This window comes from Azospirillum sp. A26, assembly GCF_042604635.1.
In the GTDB taxonomy this organism is placed as follows: Bacteria; Pseudomonadota; Alphaproteobacteria; order Azospirillales; family Azospirillaceae; genus Azospirillum; species Azospirillum palustre.
This window is the reverse complement of record NZ_CP170476.1, coordinates 696959-713625: the sequence shown is the minus strand read 5'-3', so window position 1 is coordinate 713625 and position 16667 is coordinate 696959. Positions and strand designations below refer to the sequence as shown.

At 68.0% G+C, this 16667-nt stretch carries 13 protein-coding genes; 7 read left to right on the top strand and 6 right to left on the bottom strand.

All coding sequences use genetic code 11. From position 1 onward, the window contains the following. Positions 1-24: 24 nt before the first annotated feature. The 6 genes from ABNQ39_RS34185 to ABNQ39_RS34160 all read right to left on the bottom strand — a co-directional run bounded on the left by ABNQ39_RS34185 (position 25) and on the right by ABNQ39_RS34160 (position 5974). The gene (locus ABNQ39_RS34185) at positions 25-1125 is read right to left on the bottom strand and encodes a mandelate racemase/muconate lactonizing enzyme family protein (protein ID WP_376966894.1); all 1101 of its coding nucleotides are present in this window, start codon (positions 1123-1125) and stop codon (positions 25-27) included. 103 nt (positions 1126-1228) lie between these two features. Further along, positions 1229-1972: an ABC transporter ATP-binding protein gene (locus ABNQ39_RS34180; protein WP_376966892.1), complete on the bottom strand. Its 744-nt coding sequence runs from the start codon at positions 1970-1972 to the stop codon at positions 1229-1231. A gap of 1 nt (position 1973) precedes the next feature. Beyond that, positions 1974-2729, bottom strand: a complete 756-nt coding sequence (locus ABNQ39_RS34175) for an ABC transporter ATP-binding protein (RefSeq protein WP_376966890.1) — start codon at positions 2727-2729, stop codon at positions 1974-1976. Further along, positions 2726-3760 (bottom strand): branched-chain amino acid ABC transporter permease, encoded by a 1035-nt coding sequence (locus tag ABNQ39_RS34170; protein WP_376966888.1) that lies wholly within the window; start codon positions 3758-3760, stop codon positions 2726-2728. The genes ABNQ39_RS34175 and ABNQ39_RS34170 overlap by 4 nt, the downstream gene beginning before the upstream one ends. Next, entirely contained in the window at positions 3757-4617 is an 861-nt protein-coding gene (locus tag ABNQ39_RS34165; RefSeq protein ID WP_098735126.1) for a branched-chain amino acid ABC transporter permease, read from the bottom strand. Before ABNQ39_RS34165 ends, ABNQ39_RS34170 begins: the two co-directional genes overlap by 4 nt. Before the next feature lie 148 nt (positions 4618-4765). After that, a complete protein-coding gene (locus ABNQ39_RS34160) occupies positions 4766-5974 on the bottom strand; it encodes an ABC transporter substrate-binding protein (protein ID WP_376966886.1) in 1209 nt (402 codons plus the stop codon). 441 nt (positions 5975-6415) lie between these two features. Between ABNQ39_RS34160 and ABNQ39_RS34155 the strand changes: the two genes are divergently transcribed. The 7 genes from ABNQ39_RS34155 to ABNQ39_RS34125 all read left to right on the top strand — a co-directional run bounded on the left by ABNQ39_RS34155 (position 6416) and on the right by ABNQ39_RS34125 (position 16436). Beyond that, the gene (locus tag ABNQ39_RS34155; RefSeq protein WP_376966882.1) at positions 6416-7507 is read left to right on the top strand and encodes a mandelate racemase/muconate lactonizing enzyme family protein; all 1092 of its coding nucleotides are present in this window, start codon (positions 6416-6418) and stop codon (positions 7505-7507) included. Between the two features lie 58 nt (positions 7508-7565). Further along, complete coding sequence (locus ABNQ39_RS34150; protein ID WP_376966880.1) at positions 7566-8792, top strand: CaiB/BaiF CoA transferase family protein; 1227 nt, start codon at positions 7566-7568, stop codon at positions 8790-8792. A 101-nt stretch (positions 8793-8893) separates the two neighbouring features. Then, on the top strand, positions 8894-9730 hold the full coding sequence (locus ABNQ39_RS34145; RefSeq protein WP_376966878.1) for an IclR family transcriptional regulator: 837 nt from the start codon (positions 8894-8896) through the stop codon (positions 9728-9730). Between the two features lie 40 nt (positions 9731-9770). After that, positions 9771-9962: a 2-hydroxymuconate tautomerase gene (locus ABNQ39_RS34140; protein WP_098734949.1), complete on the top strand. Its 192-nt coding sequence runs from the start codon at positions 9771-9773 to the stop codon at positions 9960-9962. Positions 9963-10198: 236 nt separating this feature from the next. Beyond that, entirely contained in the window at positions 10199-11896 is a 1698-nt protein-coding gene (locus ABNQ39_RS34135; protein WP_376966876.1) for a thiamine pyrophosphate-binding protein, read from the top strand. Positions 11897-12037: 141 nt separating this feature from the next. Beyond that, entirely contained in the window at positions 12038-12862 is an 825-nt protein-coding gene (locus ABNQ39_RS34130) for a ParB/RepB/Spo0J family partition protein (protein ID WP_376966874.1), read from the top strand. 385 nt (positions 12863-13247) lie between these two features. After that, positions 13248-16436, top strand: coding sequence for a class I SAM-dependent DNA methyltransferase (locus ABNQ39_RS34125; RefSeq protein ID WP_376966872.1), 3189 nt, complete (start codon positions 13248-13250; stop codon positions 16434-16436). Positions 16437-16667 lie beyond the last annotated feature (231 nt).

Sequence of the window (16667 nt, the reverse complement as noted above, 5' to 3'; positions counted from 1 at the left end):
TCCCTGTTGCTGGCCCTGCGGAGGTCAGAGGTCGAGCCGGTAGCGGCGGAGGATGTCCGGGTCCGGATCGGCACCCAGGCCGGGGCCGTCGGGAATGGCGATGGTGCCGTCGGGGCGCGGAAGGCCGACCTCGCCGAATACCGGGGCGTCCAGATCGATGTAGAGCCGCTCGATGGCCCCGATCCCGCCGAAGACCGCGGTCATGTGCAGGGTCGCCAGGAAGCCGGGACCGGAATAGGGCGAGTGCGGGGCGAGCGTCCGGCCGTTCAGTTCGGCAAGCATGCCGACGCGCAGGAACTCGGTGATGCCGCCGACCTTGGTGACGCTGGGCTGGAGATAGTCGATCCCCTCGCAGGCGGCGAGCGGCTTGAACGCCCAGGCGTTCGGCGTGTTCTCGCCGGTGGCGATAGGAACCGGCGCGGCACGGCGCGTCCTGACCAGCCCGTCCAGATCCTCCGGCGGCCAGACCGGCTCCTCCAGCCATTTCAGGCGGTGGGGGGCCAGCCCCTGCGCCATCTCGACCGCCGTCCCGACATCCCAGGCGCAGTTGACGTCCAGCATCAGCTCGATGCCGTCGCCGACGGTGCGGCGGGCGGCGGCGACCGCCTCGACCGTCTTCTCGTGCAGCTTGATCTCGCGATAGCCGCGCTCCAGCGCCTGGGTGCAGGACGCGGCGACGATGTCCGGCTCGGTCAGCCGCATCAGGCTGGCATAGACCGGCACCTGCCCCCGCGCATGGCCGCCGGCCAGCTTCCAGACCGGCTGCCCGGCCCGCTTGCCGGCGAGATCCCACAGCGCGATGTCGAGGCCGCTCAACGCATATTGGGTGACGCCGCCGCGTCCGAAGATGTGGAGCGTCTTCTTCAGATCCTCCATCAGCCCGGCGATGTCCGTCGCGTCGCGGCCGATGGCGAGCGGCGCCAGGGTCCGTTCGATGAAGGTCCTGGTCACCGGGATGACGTTGTAGCCGAAGGCCTCGCCGTAGCCGGTCAGCCCCTCGTCGGTCTCGACGCGCAGGATCAGGTAGTTGGCGGTGGTCCACAGCGCGCCGCCGAAGCCGGTGACCGGGCCGTTGTGCCGGTAGGGTATGGCAATCGGAATCGCCTCGATGGCGGTGATCTTCATGATGGTCTCTCGCTGGCAAGGGGGCGGCGTCGCGGGGCCAAAATCAGTTTGTCGGGGGCGGAAGTGCCGGTCGCGGGGCACCGGCCCCACCGCGTTCCCCGGATCAGTGCGCCCCGCCGAGATAGACGCGCTGCAACAGGTCGCTGCTCTGGATTTCGGACGGCGTGCCCGCCCCGACGATCCGCCCGGTTTCCGTGAGGTAGCAGTAGTCGGCGTGGCGCAGCGCCTTCTCCACCAGCTGTTCGACCAGCAGGATCGCCATGCCGCCCTTGCAGAGGTCGCTGGCGACATCGAGGATGCGGTCGATGACGATGGGCGCCAGCCCGCCCGACGGCTCGTCCAGGATCAGCAGCTTGGGATCGCCGATCACCCCCTGCCCGACCGCCAGGATCTGCTGCTGGCCGCCGCTGAGGCGCGACGCCTGCTGGGTCCGGCGCTCCGCCAGCTCCGGGAACAGGGCGTAGATGCGGTCGAGCTTGGAACGGTCGCCGCGCGATGCCCGCGCATAGGTGCCGAGGAGCAAATTGTCCTCCACCGACAGGCCGCCGAACACCCGGTGCCCCTCCAGCACCTGGACGACGCCGGAGCGCACGATGTCGCGCGGCGTCGCCGCACCGATCTCCGCGCCCGCCATGGTGACGCGCCCGGCCTTCTTTGGGATCAGGCCGGAGATGGCGTGCAGCATCGTGCTCTTGCCGGCGCCGTTGCGGCCGAGCAGGACGACGAACTCGCCGCCATGCACCCGGAAGGAGGCGCCGTGCACCACCTCGGCCTTGCCGTAGGCGACATGCAGGTCCGCCACGTCGAGCAGGATCTGATTGGGTCGATTGACTGTGCCCATGTGCATCTCACGCTCCCAGATAGACGCGGATGACTTCGGGATCGCTGCGCACCTCGGCCGGCGTGGCGTGCTTGATCATGCGCCCCAGATTCAGCGTCGTGACGCGGTCGCACACGCTGAACACGAAGTCGGTGTGGTGCTCGACGAGCAGGACGCCGATCCCGGCGTCGCGCAGCGCGGTGACGATGCTGGCGAGATGCTCGATCTCCCCCTCCGTCAGGCCGCCGGCCGGCTCGTCGAGCAGGATGAAGCGGGCGCGCATGACCAGCCCGCGGGCGATCTCCAGGAAGCGCTGCTCGGCATGGTCGAGCAGGCTCGCCCGGCGATGGATGGCATAGCCGAGCCCGACGCCGTGCAGCAGTTCCTCCGCCCGGTCGCGCAGAGCGCGATCCTCGCGGCGGGCGCGCGGCAGCGCCAGGGCGGTCTCCAGGAAGCCGGCGCGGGTCTCGCACCAGCCGCCCAGCATCGCATTGTCGAGCACGCTGAGGCTGCCGAGCAGGCGAGGCTTCTGGAAGGTGCGGGCGATGCCGACGCGCGGGCGCTGCTGCACCGGCGAGCGGGCCAGCGACTCCCCGTCCAGCCGGATGTCGCCCTCGTCGACCTGATAATAGCCGGTCAGCAGGTTGAGCAGGGTCGTCTTGCCGCTGCCGTTCGGGCCGATCAGCCCGTGGATCTCGCCCTCCCGCAATTCGAGCGACACGTTGCTGAGCGCCGTCACGCCGCCGAAGCGCTTGCTCACTGTGTCGGCAACCAGCGTGCTCATGATGCGTGTCCCCGTTGGATGTCCTGTTCCATGCCCCGCCGGACGGCTGCGGCCAGGCGGCCGATGTCGGGCTGGAGGCCCTTCGGTTCCGGGCCTTTCTTCTGCAAACGGGCCAGGACCGACTTGATGACGTGGCCGATGCCCTCCGGCACCACCAGCACCACCGCCAGCAGCAGCAGGCCGTAGAAGAAGTTGCCGAGCTTGGCGAGCGGCGCCACCATCTCCGGCAGGGCGGTCAGGACCACCGTCCCGACGAAGGGGCCGAGAATGCTGCCGCGGCCGCCGATGATGATGCAGACGAAGAAGAACAGCCCCAGCTCGAAGACGAAGGTTTCCGGCGTGATGTAGCTCTGCAGCGAGGCGAACAGCGCGCCGCCGATCCCGGCGGTGACCCCGCTGAAGGTGAAGACGGTGAGCTTCAGCCGGAAGATCGGCACCCCCACCGCGGCGGCGGCCACCTCGCTGTCGCGCAGCGCGATCAGCCCCCTGCCCCACATCAGCCGGGCGACGTTCCACGTCATCCAGGTGATCAGCGCCGCGACCAGCAGCACCAGCCAGTAGAAGCCGGTCGGCGTGTCGAAGGGCGCCTCGAAGCCCGGCACCGGAAGCCCGGCGCCGCCGCCCGTCAGGCCGCCCTGGGCCAGCGACAGCTCCGCCATGATCAGGGCGAAGGCCATCGTCGCCATGGCGAAGTAGAAGCCGGGAAGGCGCAGCGACGGCAGGCCCAGCAGGAAGCCGCAGAGCCCGCCCAGCCCCCCGGCCAGCGCCAACGTCAGCAGCGGATCGACGCCGTAGCGCCCGACGAGGATGGCGAAGGCGTAGGAGCCGATGGACAGCAGCCCGACATGGCCGATGGACAGCTGGCCGGTGTAGCCGACCACCAGATTGAGGCCGGCGATCAGCACCCAGTAGACGCCGATCAGCGCCGCGAGGTGGAGCTGGTAGAAGTCGCCGACCCAGAATGGCAGGGTCACCGCCAGGATGCCGCCGACGGCGAGCGTCCCCAGGCGCGGAAGGGAGGATGTCGTCATACCGGGCGGACCTTCTTGGAGCCGAAGAGACCTTCGGGTTTGACTAGGAGCACGACCATCAGCAGGCCGACCGCAATCGTCTGCTGGTATTCGCCGCCGAACAGGTAGGTCGCGAGCGTCTGGAACAGGCCCAGCGCGACGCCGCCGACCAGGGCGCCGACATTGCTGCCCAGCCCGCCGACCGCCAGCGCGATGAAGCCGTAGAGCGTGAGGGTGAGGCCGAGCGCGAAGAAGGCGAAGGTCAGCTGCCCCGCCGCGAAGCCGGCCAGCCCGCCGAGCGCACCGGCGATGGCGAAGGACAGGGCGCGGGTGCGGTCGGTGGCGATGCCGCGGGCGCGGGCTGCGAAGGCGTCCTCCGACACGGCCTGGAACACCTTGCCGTACATCGTCCGCCGGTAGAAGAATTCGAGCCCGAGCGCCATGGCGACCACCGCCGCGATCGGCAGCCAGTATTTCTGGTCCAGCACGCCGGCCGTGAAATCCTGATCGGCCAGCCGCGGGAACGGGCGGGGCTCGGTGCCCCACCACAGGCCGACCGCCTGCTGCACCATGGTCGCCAGCGCCAGCGTGCTGAGCAGCCAGAGATGCTCGTCGGAGCGGGCGAGGACGCGGCGGATGGCGATGACCTCGGTCAGCAGGCCGAAGGCCGCCCCGACCAGCACCGCGCCGACCAGCGCCACCGGCGCCGGAAGCCCGAGGTCGAGCATGAAATAGGCGCCGAAGACACCGCCAAGCATGCAGATGTGGCCGGTCGTCACGCTCAGGACCTTGGAGGTCGAGAACATGATGTTGTAGGCGAGGCCCGTCGCCGCATAGAGCGCGCCGATCGCCAGCCCCGACACCAGAACGGTAAGCATGCTGCCCATCCGTTTGTGAATTGCTGCGGAATTGCAAGACGGCGCGAAGGCAGACCGCGCGGCCCGATGCGGACCGCCGGTCGTCGGCCCGCGCCGGGGCCGTGCGTGAAGCCATGGGTCCGATGCCGGTGGCCCGGCTCGGGCCGGCTCAGTGCGGGGCGGCCTCGAAGCTGCCGTCCTTGAAGGTGTTGGCCTTGTTGATCACGATGCCGGAGTCGGGGAAGCCGTTGCGCTGCTTCGTGCCCCAGCTGTAATCGGCATAGGTGCCCTTGAGGCTCTGGGTGTTCTCCAGCGCCTTCTGGACGGCGGCCTTGTCGGTCGAGCCCGCCGTCTTCACCGCATGCTCGATGATCTTGACGGTGTCGTAGCCCAGCGTGACCCACCAGAAGGTGAAGTTGATGGTGCCGCCGAACTCCGGCCGCATCTTGTCCATCAGCGCGGTCGTCGGGCCGGGCAGCTTGCCGTCGGCACCGTAGGTCGTGCTGCTGTAGCCGGCGGCATAGGTCTGCTCCCAGTATTCCGGCTTGTTCAGCAGATCCTTGATCGGGAGCCCCATGATGGCCGGATGGCCGACGACCGGCACGTCCCACTGCATGTTGCCCCGCGCGTTCAGCACGCGGGCGAGCAGGCCGGTGGCGGCCGACCACGGCATGACGACGTCGGCCCCGGCGGCCCGCGCCTTGGTCATCTCGTCGGTCAGGTCGGTCTTGTTGGCGTCGATCAGCACGCTGTAGACCGGCTTGATCCCGGCATCGGCCAACATCGCCTCGGCCTTCTTGGCGCTGGAGGTGCCGTAGCCGGTGGTGTCGCCGATGATCGCCACCTTGCTGCGCTTCAGCGTCTTGATGGCATAGTCGTTGGCGCTGCCGATCCACTGCTCGTTGGTGGCGATGGCCCGGAAGGCGCGCGGGTATTTCTGCGGATCGGTCAGCTCGTCCACCGTGCCGATGATGATGTTCGGCACGCCGGCACGGGCGAGGATGGGAACGGTGGCGAGCGATTCGCCGGAATTCACCGGGCCGATGACGAAGTCCACCTTCTCGCTGAGCACGAGCTGCTGCGCGAAGTTGACCGCCTTGGTCGGATCGCCGGCGGTGTCGCGGGTGATCAGCTCGATCTTCCGCCCGTCGATGCCGCCGGCCTTGTTGATCTCGTCCACGGCGAACTTGACGCCCTGGTTCTCGGCGACGGCCGCCGACGACAGCGGGCCGGTCAGCGACGACAGCCAGCCGATCTTCACCGGCGTCGTGTCGGCAGCGGCGGTGCCGGCGAACAGGCCGACCGCCAGGGCCAGGCCCGCGGCGCTCAAGCTTGCGGGGCCGAGATGCATCCTGGCGGGAATCCGGTGGGTGGTCATGGTTCCTCCCTTCTTATGTATCGTGCTTTGGACTGATCATCTCTGAGCCGAACATTATTTCGCAAGACATTTTTCATTCCGCGTCATTTTTTTGTCGGAAGATGTCGAGATGGCCGAGGAACCCATTCCCGGTTGTGGCTAGGTTTCAAACGTCGCCTTTTGCGGACCAAACGGCAATCCGAGCGAACTCTCGCCTTTCCTAGCCATGGAAAAGTCGATCCAACGGGCCGAACGTAACGTCTGGGGAACGGTTCCCATTGATTGGGCAAACCGGAACGAACGGGGTGATCCGCGTATTTTGATATGAACAATGCACTGAATGAAAAAACTGTTGCAACAAACGCGGTCCGGCGCGACGATGCGCCTCAAGAACAATCACCATCGTGAACTGTCCGCGCCCTTCCCATAAGACGGGGGCCGCGGCAGGCGGGAGGCAGGGCTTTGCGCATCTCCGACATCGAACTGGCCGCGGTCGACCTGCAACTGGACCGCCCGCTGCGCACCGCGATCCACGAGATCAGCACGGTGTCGTGCCTGCTGCTGACCGTCAGGACCGACGAAGGGGTGTCGGGCGAAGGCTATGGCTTCTGCTTCGGCATCGACCGCCTGCGCTCCATCGCCCAACTGGCGGCCAGCCTGAAGCCGAAGCTGATCGGCCGCGATCCCTTCCAGGTCGAAGCCCTGTGGTCCGACCTGTTCCGCCATCTGAATTTCTGCGGGCAGGCCGGGCTCGCCCTGCATGCCATGACGCCCATCGACGTCGCCTGCTGGGACATCATCGGCAAGGTGGCGAACCAGCCGCTCTACCGGCTGTTCGGCGCCCACCGCGACCGCGTGCCGGTCTATGCCAGCGGCGGCCTGTGGCTGTCCTCCGGGCTGGACGAACTCCGGCAGGAAGCGCGGGCCTTCGTCGGCCAGGGCTTCAAGGCGATGAAGCTGCGCCTCGGCTCGCCGCGCTGGCAGGACGACATCGCCCGCATCGAGGCGGTGCGCGACGCCATCGGGCCGGACATCGCCCTGATGGTGGACGCCAACCAGGGCCTCACCCCGGCCCATGCCCTGCGGCTCGGCCGCGCGCTGGAGGCGTTCGAACTGGTGTGGTTCGAGGAACCCGTCCCGACCTGGAACGACGAGGGCAGCGCCGCCCTGGCCGCGGCGCTCGACACCCCGATCGCCAGCGGCGAGACGGAATACACGCGCTACGGCCTGAAACGGCAGATCCAGGCCCGTGCCGCCGACATCCTGATGCCCGACCTGCAACGCATGGGCGGCTACACCGAGTTCCGCAAGGCAATCGGGCTGATGGCGGCGCACGACGTGCCCTTCTCGCCCCACATCTTCACCGAACACAGCCTGCATCTGGTGGCGTCGTCGGCCGGCGCCATCCATGCCGAGCACATGCCGTGGTTCGGGCCGCTGTTCCGCGAGGCGATGGCCGTCGAGACGGACGGCACCATCCTGGTGCCGGATCGCCCCGGCGTCGGCTTCACCTTCGATTGGGACCGCCTGGACCCGATGCGCGCCGCGCTCTGAAAGCACTCCCGGGGCAGCGCAACTGGGCCGCGGCCACAGATGATTATGGATCGAAGAAATGACAGTGTTCGATGGCGGCGCGGCGCCGGATGCGGCCCGCTCCCTGGCCCGTTCCCCGGGTCCCCTCCACGGCATCCGCGTCCTCGACCTCTCCCGTGTCCTGGCCGGCCCCTGGTGCACCCAGTGCCTGGCCGACCTGGGCGCGCAGGTCCTGAAGATCGAGAGCCCCGGCGACGGCGACGAGACGCGGAGCTGGGGTCCGCCCTACATGGGCGATCTGGCCGCCTACTACACCTGTGCCAACCGGTCGAAGCACAGCCTGACCGTCGACCTCAAGAGCGCCGAGGGCCAGCGCCTCATCCGCGATCTGGCCGCCGAGGCCGACATCCTGATCGAGAATTTCAAGCTCGGCACCCTCGACCGCTTCGGGCTCGGCTATGACGACCTGAAGCCGGTCAATCCGGCGCTGATCTATTGCTCGGTCTCCGGCTATGGCCGGACGGGGCCGGAAGCGGCCCGCGCCGGCTATGACTTCGTCATCCAGGGCGAGACCGGCCTGATGTCGGTGACCGGATTTCCCGACGGGCCGCCGACCAAGGTCGGCGTCGCCGTCTCCGATCTCTTCTCGGGCCTCTATGCCTCGCAGGCGATCCTGGCCGCCCTGCTCGGCCGCCAGCGGACCGGGCGCGGACAGTTCCTCGACGTCGCGCTGTTCGACTGCCAGCTGGCGGCGATGGCCAATGTCGCCGCCGGAGCCCTCGCCACCGGGGCGGAATCCCGGCGCTACGGCAACGCCCATCCCAACGTCGTGCCCTACGAGGTGTTCGAGACGTCCGACGGGCCGTTCGTGCTCGCCATCGGCAACGACCGGCAGTTCCGCACCCTGTGCGAATCCGTGCTCGAGGACCTCGCGATGCGCGACGATCCGGCCTTCCGCACCAATGCCGACCGCGTCGCCAACCGCGTCCTGCTCAGCCAGCGGCTCGCCGCCCGGTTCCGCGAGCGGCCCCGCGCCCACTGGATGGAGCGGCTCGCCGCCCGCAGCCTGCCCGCCGGTGCGGTGCGCTCCGTCGTCCAGGCGCTCGCCTCCGATCAGGTCGCGGGGCGCAACCTGCTCCACAGCTTCGAGACCGCGAGCGGCGGACCGATTCGCGTCGTCGGCTATCCGGTGAAGTTCGAAGACGGCCTGCCGCCGCCCGGCCGTCCCCCCGCCCAGGATGAAGGCGGCGGGGAGATCGCAAAGCAGTGGCTGGGGCGCCGATCCGGAGCCGGCCGGACCCCATGACACGCAAAAACCTTGACACATCTTCCGGGAGAGCACAGGTCCGACGGCTGGGCCGGCCTGCCGCCCACTCTCCCGGCAGGACAACGACACAGGGCACAGCCATGGTGAAAAGCGCGGACGAGGAACGGACCAAGGCCGGCAACGACGGCGAGCGCGAAGGACCGGCCGGCACGCTCGCCCGCGGGCTGGCGATCCTCGACGCCATCGTCGATGCACCGCAGCCGCTGATGCTGGGCGAGGTCGCGGCGCTGACCCGCCTGGACCAGAGCACGACGCTGCGCCTGCTGCGCACGCTGGAGGACAGCGGCTACGTCGTCCGTCTAGCCGATTCCAAGCGCTATGCCCCGTCGCCCAAGGGCCTGCTGCCGCTGCCGCTGATGCATCCCATCAACCAGCTTCGGCGGGAATCGCACTCCGTCCTGATCGAGCTGGCGCGCAACCTGCGGGAAACCGTGGTGCTCGTCCTCTATCTCAGCACCGAGCGGATGGTGACCGACATCGCCCAGGCTCCGGGATCGCTGTCGCCCTACTACAACACCTGGCTCCAGGGGCCGCTGCACGGCTCCGGCTCCGGCAAGGCGCTGCTGCTCAGCCTCGATCCGGAGCAACGTGCCGCCGTCCTCGGGCCGGAGCCCTACAAGGTCTACACCCCGCAAACCATCGTCAGCCATGCCGAGCTGGACGAGGATCTGCGCGTCTCCGCCCTGCGGGGCTATGTGGTGGCGCATGACGAACACCATGTCGGCCTGACCGCCATCGCCGCCAATATCCCCACCTGGAACAACGGCCATGTCGGCTGTCTGGTGGTGACCGGGCATTCCCGCGACATGGACGAGGCCAGGATCGCCGGCATCGGCGAGGAGCTGGTCCGGGTGGCGAAGCTGATGCCCTACCAGCTCGGCAGCCTCCGCTCCGTCGCGCATGTCGTGGGGAAATGAGCGTCTCGACACTGACAATCGATCCGAAGGGAGAGGAATCATGCCTATCGTCAACATCACCCTGATCAAGGGCCGGTCGCAGGAAAAGAAGGCCGCCATGTACCGCGAGGTCACGGAGGCGATCCATCGCACCCTCGGCGCGCCGCGCGAAAGCGTGCGCATCATGGTGAACGAGATCGAGCCCGAGCATTTCGCCGTCGCCGGAGAGGCCAAGACCGGCCCGTCGTCGTAACGCGCCGGCTTTAGAGTGTGATCGGTTCAAGCGGACTCGCTTGAAGCGTGAATCACACCGAAAACCAAAAGCTTAGAGTCTGTCTGATGCTTCAATAAGCATCAGACAGACTCTGAACCACTGCACATCGCTGACGTGAAGCGATGCTTCGGCACCGCCGGAGCGACGGGAGTCGTGCGTCCGCAAGGCAAGGCGACGGACCGCCGCCTTGCCGACGCACTGAAAAGGAGATCTCGATGAACAACGGATCCGCCCCGGCCACCGGTGGGCGCCTTCTGGTCGACATGCTGCGCCTGAACGGGGTCGACCGGGTTTTCTGCGTGCCGGGCGAAAGCTACCTCGCCGTGCTCGATGCGCTGGTCGATGCCCCGGAGATCGCGGTCACCATCTGCCGGCACGAGGGCGGAGCGGCGATGATGGCCGAGGCCTACGGCAAATGCACCGGCCGCCCCGGCATCTGCTTCGTCACCCGCGGACCGGGCGCCACCAACGCCAGCCACGGCGTCCACATCGCGCACCAGGATTCCACGCCGATGATCCTCTTCATCGGCCAGATCGAGCGGAGCGCGCAGGAGCGCGAGGCCTTCCAGGAGATCGATTACCGCCGCATGTACGGCCCGCTCAGCAAATGGGTGGCGCAGATCGACGAGGCCGGCCGCATCCCCGAGATGGTCGGCCGCGCCTTCTACACGGCGACGTCCGGCCGGCCGGGACCGGTGGTGCTTGCGCTTCCTGAAGACATGCTGGTCGAACGGGCGGCCCCCCGCCCGGCCGAACCGTACCGCGCGGTAGAGCCCGGCCTGCGGCCGGAGGATCTGGCGGAGCTGGAACGGCTGCTGGGCACGGCCGAGAGGCCGCTCCTGCTGGTCGGCGGCGGCGGCTGGACGGCGGAGGCCTGCGACGACATCCGCCGCTTCGCCGAGGCGTGGGATCTGCCGGTCGGCGTGTCCTTCCGCTCGCAGGATCTGTTCGACAACGCCCATCCCAACTATGCCGGCGATCTCGGCCTCGGCGTCAACCCCGCCCTGGCCAGGACCGTCCAGGAGACCGACCTGCTGCTCGTCGTCGGCCCGCGGCTGGGAGAGGCGACGACCGGCGGCTACACGCTGCTCGACATCCCGTGCCCGCGCCAGACCCTGGTGCATGTCCATGCCGGGGTCGAGGAGCTGGGCCGCGTCTACCAGCCGGCGCTCGCCATCAATGCCGGCATGCGCACGACCGCCAGGGCGCTCGCCGCGCTGGCGCCGCCGGCCTCCCGCCGGAACCCGGAACGGCTCCGGGAACGCACCAGGGCCATTCACGACGCCTATCTCGCCTGGACCGATCCGCCGTCCATCCCCGGCCCGTTGCAGATGGGCGAGATCATGGGCTGGCTGCGCGAGACCCTGCCGCCGGACACCATCGTCACCAACGGGGCCGGCAATTTCGCCATCTGGCCGAACCGCTTCCACCGCTACCGCCGGTTCCGCACCATGCTGGCGCCGACCTCCGGCTCGATGGGCTATGGCATCCCGGCGGCAATCGCGGCGAAGCTTCTGCATCCGGAACGGCCGGTGGTGGCCTTCGCCGGTGACGGCTGCTTCATGATGAGCGTGCAGGAACTCGCGACCGCCGCGCAGTACGAGGCGGCAATCGTGGTGGTGCTGGTCAACAACGGCATGTTCGGCACCATCCGCATGCACCAGGAGCGCGAATATCCCCGGCGCGTCAGCGGCACAGAGCTCAAGAATCCCGACTTCGTCACCCTGGCGCAGAGCTTCGGCGCCCATGCCGAACGCATCACCCGGACCGGAGAGTTCATGCCGGCCTTCGAGCGCGCCATGGCGGCAGGACGCCTCGCCCTGCTGGAACTGGTCATCGACCCGGAGGCGATCAGCCCGACGCACACGGTGACGAGCCTGCGCGAACAGGCGGACCGGGCCCGCAGCGCCTGACCGTCGGCCGACATTTTGCAGGATTTATTTCCTTTATATTGACAATATGCCTGAGGAACGGCAGTGTCGTGTCGTCAGCGGGCCAGCTGCGCCCGCAAAGTCCCCGACCCCTCCCTTGCCCGCCCCAGGAGTTCGTGTGCCATGAGCCTTGCCGCCATGGGCGACGCCGCGTGCATTGCCGTCGCCGCCATCGCCGTGCCCGACAGCCATGCCCGCCGCCGCATCGACGACGACGGGCTGGATTCGCTCGCCCGATCCATCGAGGAGGTCGGGCTGTTGCAGCCCATCATGGTCCGTCCGCTGGGGAATGGGCGTTACGAGCTGCTGGCCGGCGCACGGCGGCTGCGCGCGATGCAGGCGCTCGGCCGAGCCGGCGTGCCGGCGGTGCCGGTGACCAACGAAGGCGCTGCGGTGCTGTCGCTGGTCGAGAACATGCAGCGCCAGGGGCTGGACGCGCTGGAACTGGCCGAAGCGCTCCAGCGGCTGGTGGAGCGGGGCTGGGGACGCGAAGCGCTGGCCCGGCTGGTCGGGCGCAGCACGAGCTGGATCGGCGACATGCTAGGCCTGAACCGGCTGCCGGACTGGATCAAAGCGGAATACCCGCAGGCGCGACGGCTGGTGTCGCGCTCGCTGCTGGTGGAGATCGCGCGGGTGCGCGACGCGTCGGCGCAGGCGGAGCTGTGGCGGCAGGCGGCGGGCGGAGCGCTCACCGTGCGACAGGCACGGCGGATGCGGCGCGAGGCGCTGCCGGCCGTTCCACGTGCCTTGTCGGCGGTGCGGCGCTGCGCCCGCCAGCTGGACCGGATCGACACCGCGCCGGATCTGGCGGAGAAGGACCGCTCGGCGCTGCTGGCCCTGCGCGACAGGATCGACAGGCTGCTCGGTGCCGGAGGCGGGAATGGGGCCGGCAGCGCGGATGAGGCCCGCGGCTTGCCCGACGGCCTTCTCCAGGCGGAGCTGCCGTAGCGACTACACAGTCCAGCCCAGATATGCGGCAAAATGTCGCGGCATGGGAGAGGGTGCCGTTCGCTCCCTCTCCCGCCCCGTCGCCTCCGGACGCCTGCCACGGGATGCCGCCCTTGCGACCACAAAGGATGGGAAAGCGCGGCCGTGCCAAGGCTGGGGTCGGCATGCCCGCAAAGAACCCAACATGTATGAACCGAAAAATCGAAGAATACACATGTATTATTACTTGCAGATATCTCCAATGATAACGAACATTTTAAAATACCATGCATATGCATGATCGCACAGAATACAGTCATCTACAGCCTGCATTCTGCATTTAATCTTCCCTTAAAATCTTCGGCTCGACTCTGGTTTGGGTAGACATGCCAGAGAACGGATCACGATGTTTGACAACGCCATGCGGCCTCGCATGACGGTGGAGGAGTTCGTCCGCAAATGGGGGCGGTCCTCGCTGGGCGAGAGCCAGGGTTCGCACGAGCATTTCATCGATCTCTGCCACGTCCTGGCGGAGAGGCCTCCCGCCGAAGCCGACCCGTCGGCAACCGAATACTGCTTTGAAAAGGCGGTCGCGAAGACGGACGGGCGCCCCGGACGGGCCGATGTGTGGAAGCGTGGCTGTTTCGCCTGGGAGTACAAGGGGCCCGGCCGCAACCTGGACGCGGCCTATGCCCAGTTGCAGCGCTACGCGCCGGCCCTGGCCAATCCGCCGCTGCTGATCGTCAGCGACATGGCGCGGATCCGGATTTACACGAATTGGACCAACGCGGTCACGGTGACGCACGAGATCGGCCTGCCGGATCTGCTCGATCCCGGCCGCCGCGACATCCTGAAATGGGCCTTTTCCGATCCGGAACGTCTGCGGCCCGGCCAGACGCGGGCCATGCTGACCGAGGAGGTGGCGGGCCGGTTCGCGACGCTGGCCGCCCGGATGGTGGCGCGCGGGCACGACCGCTGGACCGTCGCCCATTTCCTGATGCGGCTGGTCTTCTGCATGTTCGCCGAGGATGTCGGCCTGCTCGGCAAGGGCCTGTTCACGCAATTGCTGGACGAGGCCGCCCGCGACCCGGCGGACTTCACCGCCCTGGCGGAGCAGCTGTTCCGGTCGATGAAGACCGGCGGGCGGCTGGGCTTCGAAAAGGTCGACTGGTTCAACGGCGGCCTGTTCGAGGATGCCGGCGCCCTGCCGCTGGACGGCGACGAGTTCGACATCGTCCGCGAGGCGGCCCGGCTCGACTGGTCGGAGATCGACCCGACGATCATGGGCACACTGTTCGAGCGCGGCCTGAGCCCGGAGCGCCGCCGGGCATTGGCGCGCGAGGTGGTGCGCCGCGACCGGGACGGCCGTTCCAAAGGGGCGGTCGGCGTCTACTACACGCCCGAAGCGACCATCATGAAGCTGGTCGAGCCGGTCATCACCCGGCCGTTGCGCCGCGACTGGGCGGCGGTGCGGGAGCGGATCGCTGCATTGCTCGCCGAGGCCAAGGCTGCCCCCAGGCGGCGCGAACGGGTGCTGCGCGAGGCGCGGGCGCTCCATGACCGCTTCCTCGCGCAGCTGCGCCGGCTCCGCGTGCTGGATCCGGCCTGCGGCTCCGGCAATTTCCTATATCTCGCCCTGCGCGAACTGAAGGATCTGGAACATGAGGTGGTGATCGACGGGGAGAGTTTCGGCTTTCCCCGCCAGCTGGAACTCGACCTGAAAGGAAACCGACGACCGAAGACCATCGGGCCGGAAGCGGTGCTGGGCATCGACGTGAATCCGCTGGGCGTCGAGCTGGCCCGCATCTCCGTGTGGATCGGCGCGATCCAGTGGATGCGCCGCCATGGCTACGACGTGCCGCGCAACCCGATCTTGCAATCGCTGAAAACCATCGAGCAGAAGGACGCGCTGGTCGACCTGATCGGCGGCGAGAGCCGCTGGCCCGATCCGCAGGCCCTGGCCGCGGAGCACCGGGATGGCGGCGATGAAGGCGGCGGTGGCGATGACGGGGAGCCGTACCGGCTGGTCATCGTCGGCAACCCGCCCTTTCTCGGCGACAAGACGATGCTGGGCGAACTGGGAGAGGCGTATGTCACGCGCCTGCGCCGCCTGTTCGACGGGCGGGTGCCGGGTGCGGCCGACCTCGTCTGCTATTGGTTCGAGAAGGCGCGCGCTCTGCTGGAGGAGGGCAAGGTCGAACGCGTCGGGCTGGTCGCCACCAACTCCATCCGCGGCGGCGCCAACCGCAGCGTCCTCGACCGCATCCGCGCCGGCGGCACCATTCTGGAAGCGTGGTCCGACGAGCCCTGGACCGTGGACGGCGCCGCCGTCCGCGTGTCGCTGGTGTGCTTCGGCCCCAAGGGCCTGGACGAGACGCCCCGGTTGAACGGCCGCAAGGTGCCGGAGATCTTCGCCGACCTGACGGCGGGCGGTGTGGATCTGACGACGGCGAAGCCGCTGGCGGAGAATGGCGGGGTATGTTTCATCGGCACACAGCAGAATGGCTCTTTCACCATTTCCGGAGCGCTTGCGCGGGAATGGTTGAAGCTTCCAATGAATCCCGATCACTCTCGAAACCAGGAGGTTCTCAAACCCTGGATCAACGGATTGGACCTGACAAGGCGAAAGTCCGATACTTGGATCGTTGATTTTGCGATGATGAGCATAAGCAGCGCAGCGCTTCATGAGGCGCCATTTTCTCATCTTGAACGCGTCGTAAAGCCCTTCAGAGAGCAGGTGCGGCGCGAAAGTCGCCGGAAGAATTGGTGGAGATTGGGCGAGCCGATGCCCACGCTCCGAGCGGCATTGGCTCCCTTGGCCCGTTTCGTCGCATCACCTCGTGTCGCAAAGCATCGCATCTTTGTTTGGACAGAATCTGGCACCCTGCCCGATTGCCAAGTAATCGCCATCGCCCGCGACGACGACACGACCTTCGGCATCCTGCACAGCCGCTTCCACGAACTCTGGGCATTGCGGTTGGGAACGAGCCTGGAGGACCGGCCCCGCTACACCCCCTCGACCACATTCGAAACCTTCCCCTTCCCGGAGGGCCTGACGCCCGACCTCCCTGCCTCCTCCTATGCCGACGATCCCCGCGCGCAGGCCATCGCCGAGGCGGCGCGGCGGTTGAACGAGCTGCGGGAAAACTGGCTGAACCCGCCGGACCTCGTGACGGCGGAGCCGGAGGTGGTAAAGGGCTTCCCCGACCGCCTGCTGCCGCGCAACGAGGCGGCGGCGGCGATCCTGAAGACCCGCACCCTGACCACCCTCTACAACCAGCGCCCGGCCTTCCTTGTGAATGCCCATGCGGCCCTCGACGCCGCGGTTGCCGCCGCCTATGGCTGGGCGGCCGACATCGCCGACGAGGAGGTCTTGCGCCGCCTCCTGGCCCTGAACCAAGCGAGGCCGGCGGCGGATGCCGTCAAGCGCCGGAAAAAGGCAGCAAAGCCGGTGGACCGCGACCAGGGGCATCTGCTCCTCCCGCTTACGGGCGGCAAGCCGGCGCTTTCCGGCTCCCTGGAAGAGCCCGTGCCAGAAGCGGACCACGCTCCGGAGCCCGCGCCTACCGCCCCACGCCGCAGGAAGGCCGGATAGCCGGGGGAACCTCACAAACAAGAAGGGGCGAGCCGTAGCCCGCCCCGCATCTTGTGCCCGCTGAAGCGGACTTGTTAACGGCTGGACCTCGGTTTCCCATCGGCTAAAACAGGCAACGATTCCAACTGAAAAAGAGAATAGCAGAGCCGTTCCGACGGTCAAGAGTTGTGTTACGCTTGGTTGATTCGGGTTTTCGGCGTATCCACGCCGCCCGGCCTCATGCACAGTCAA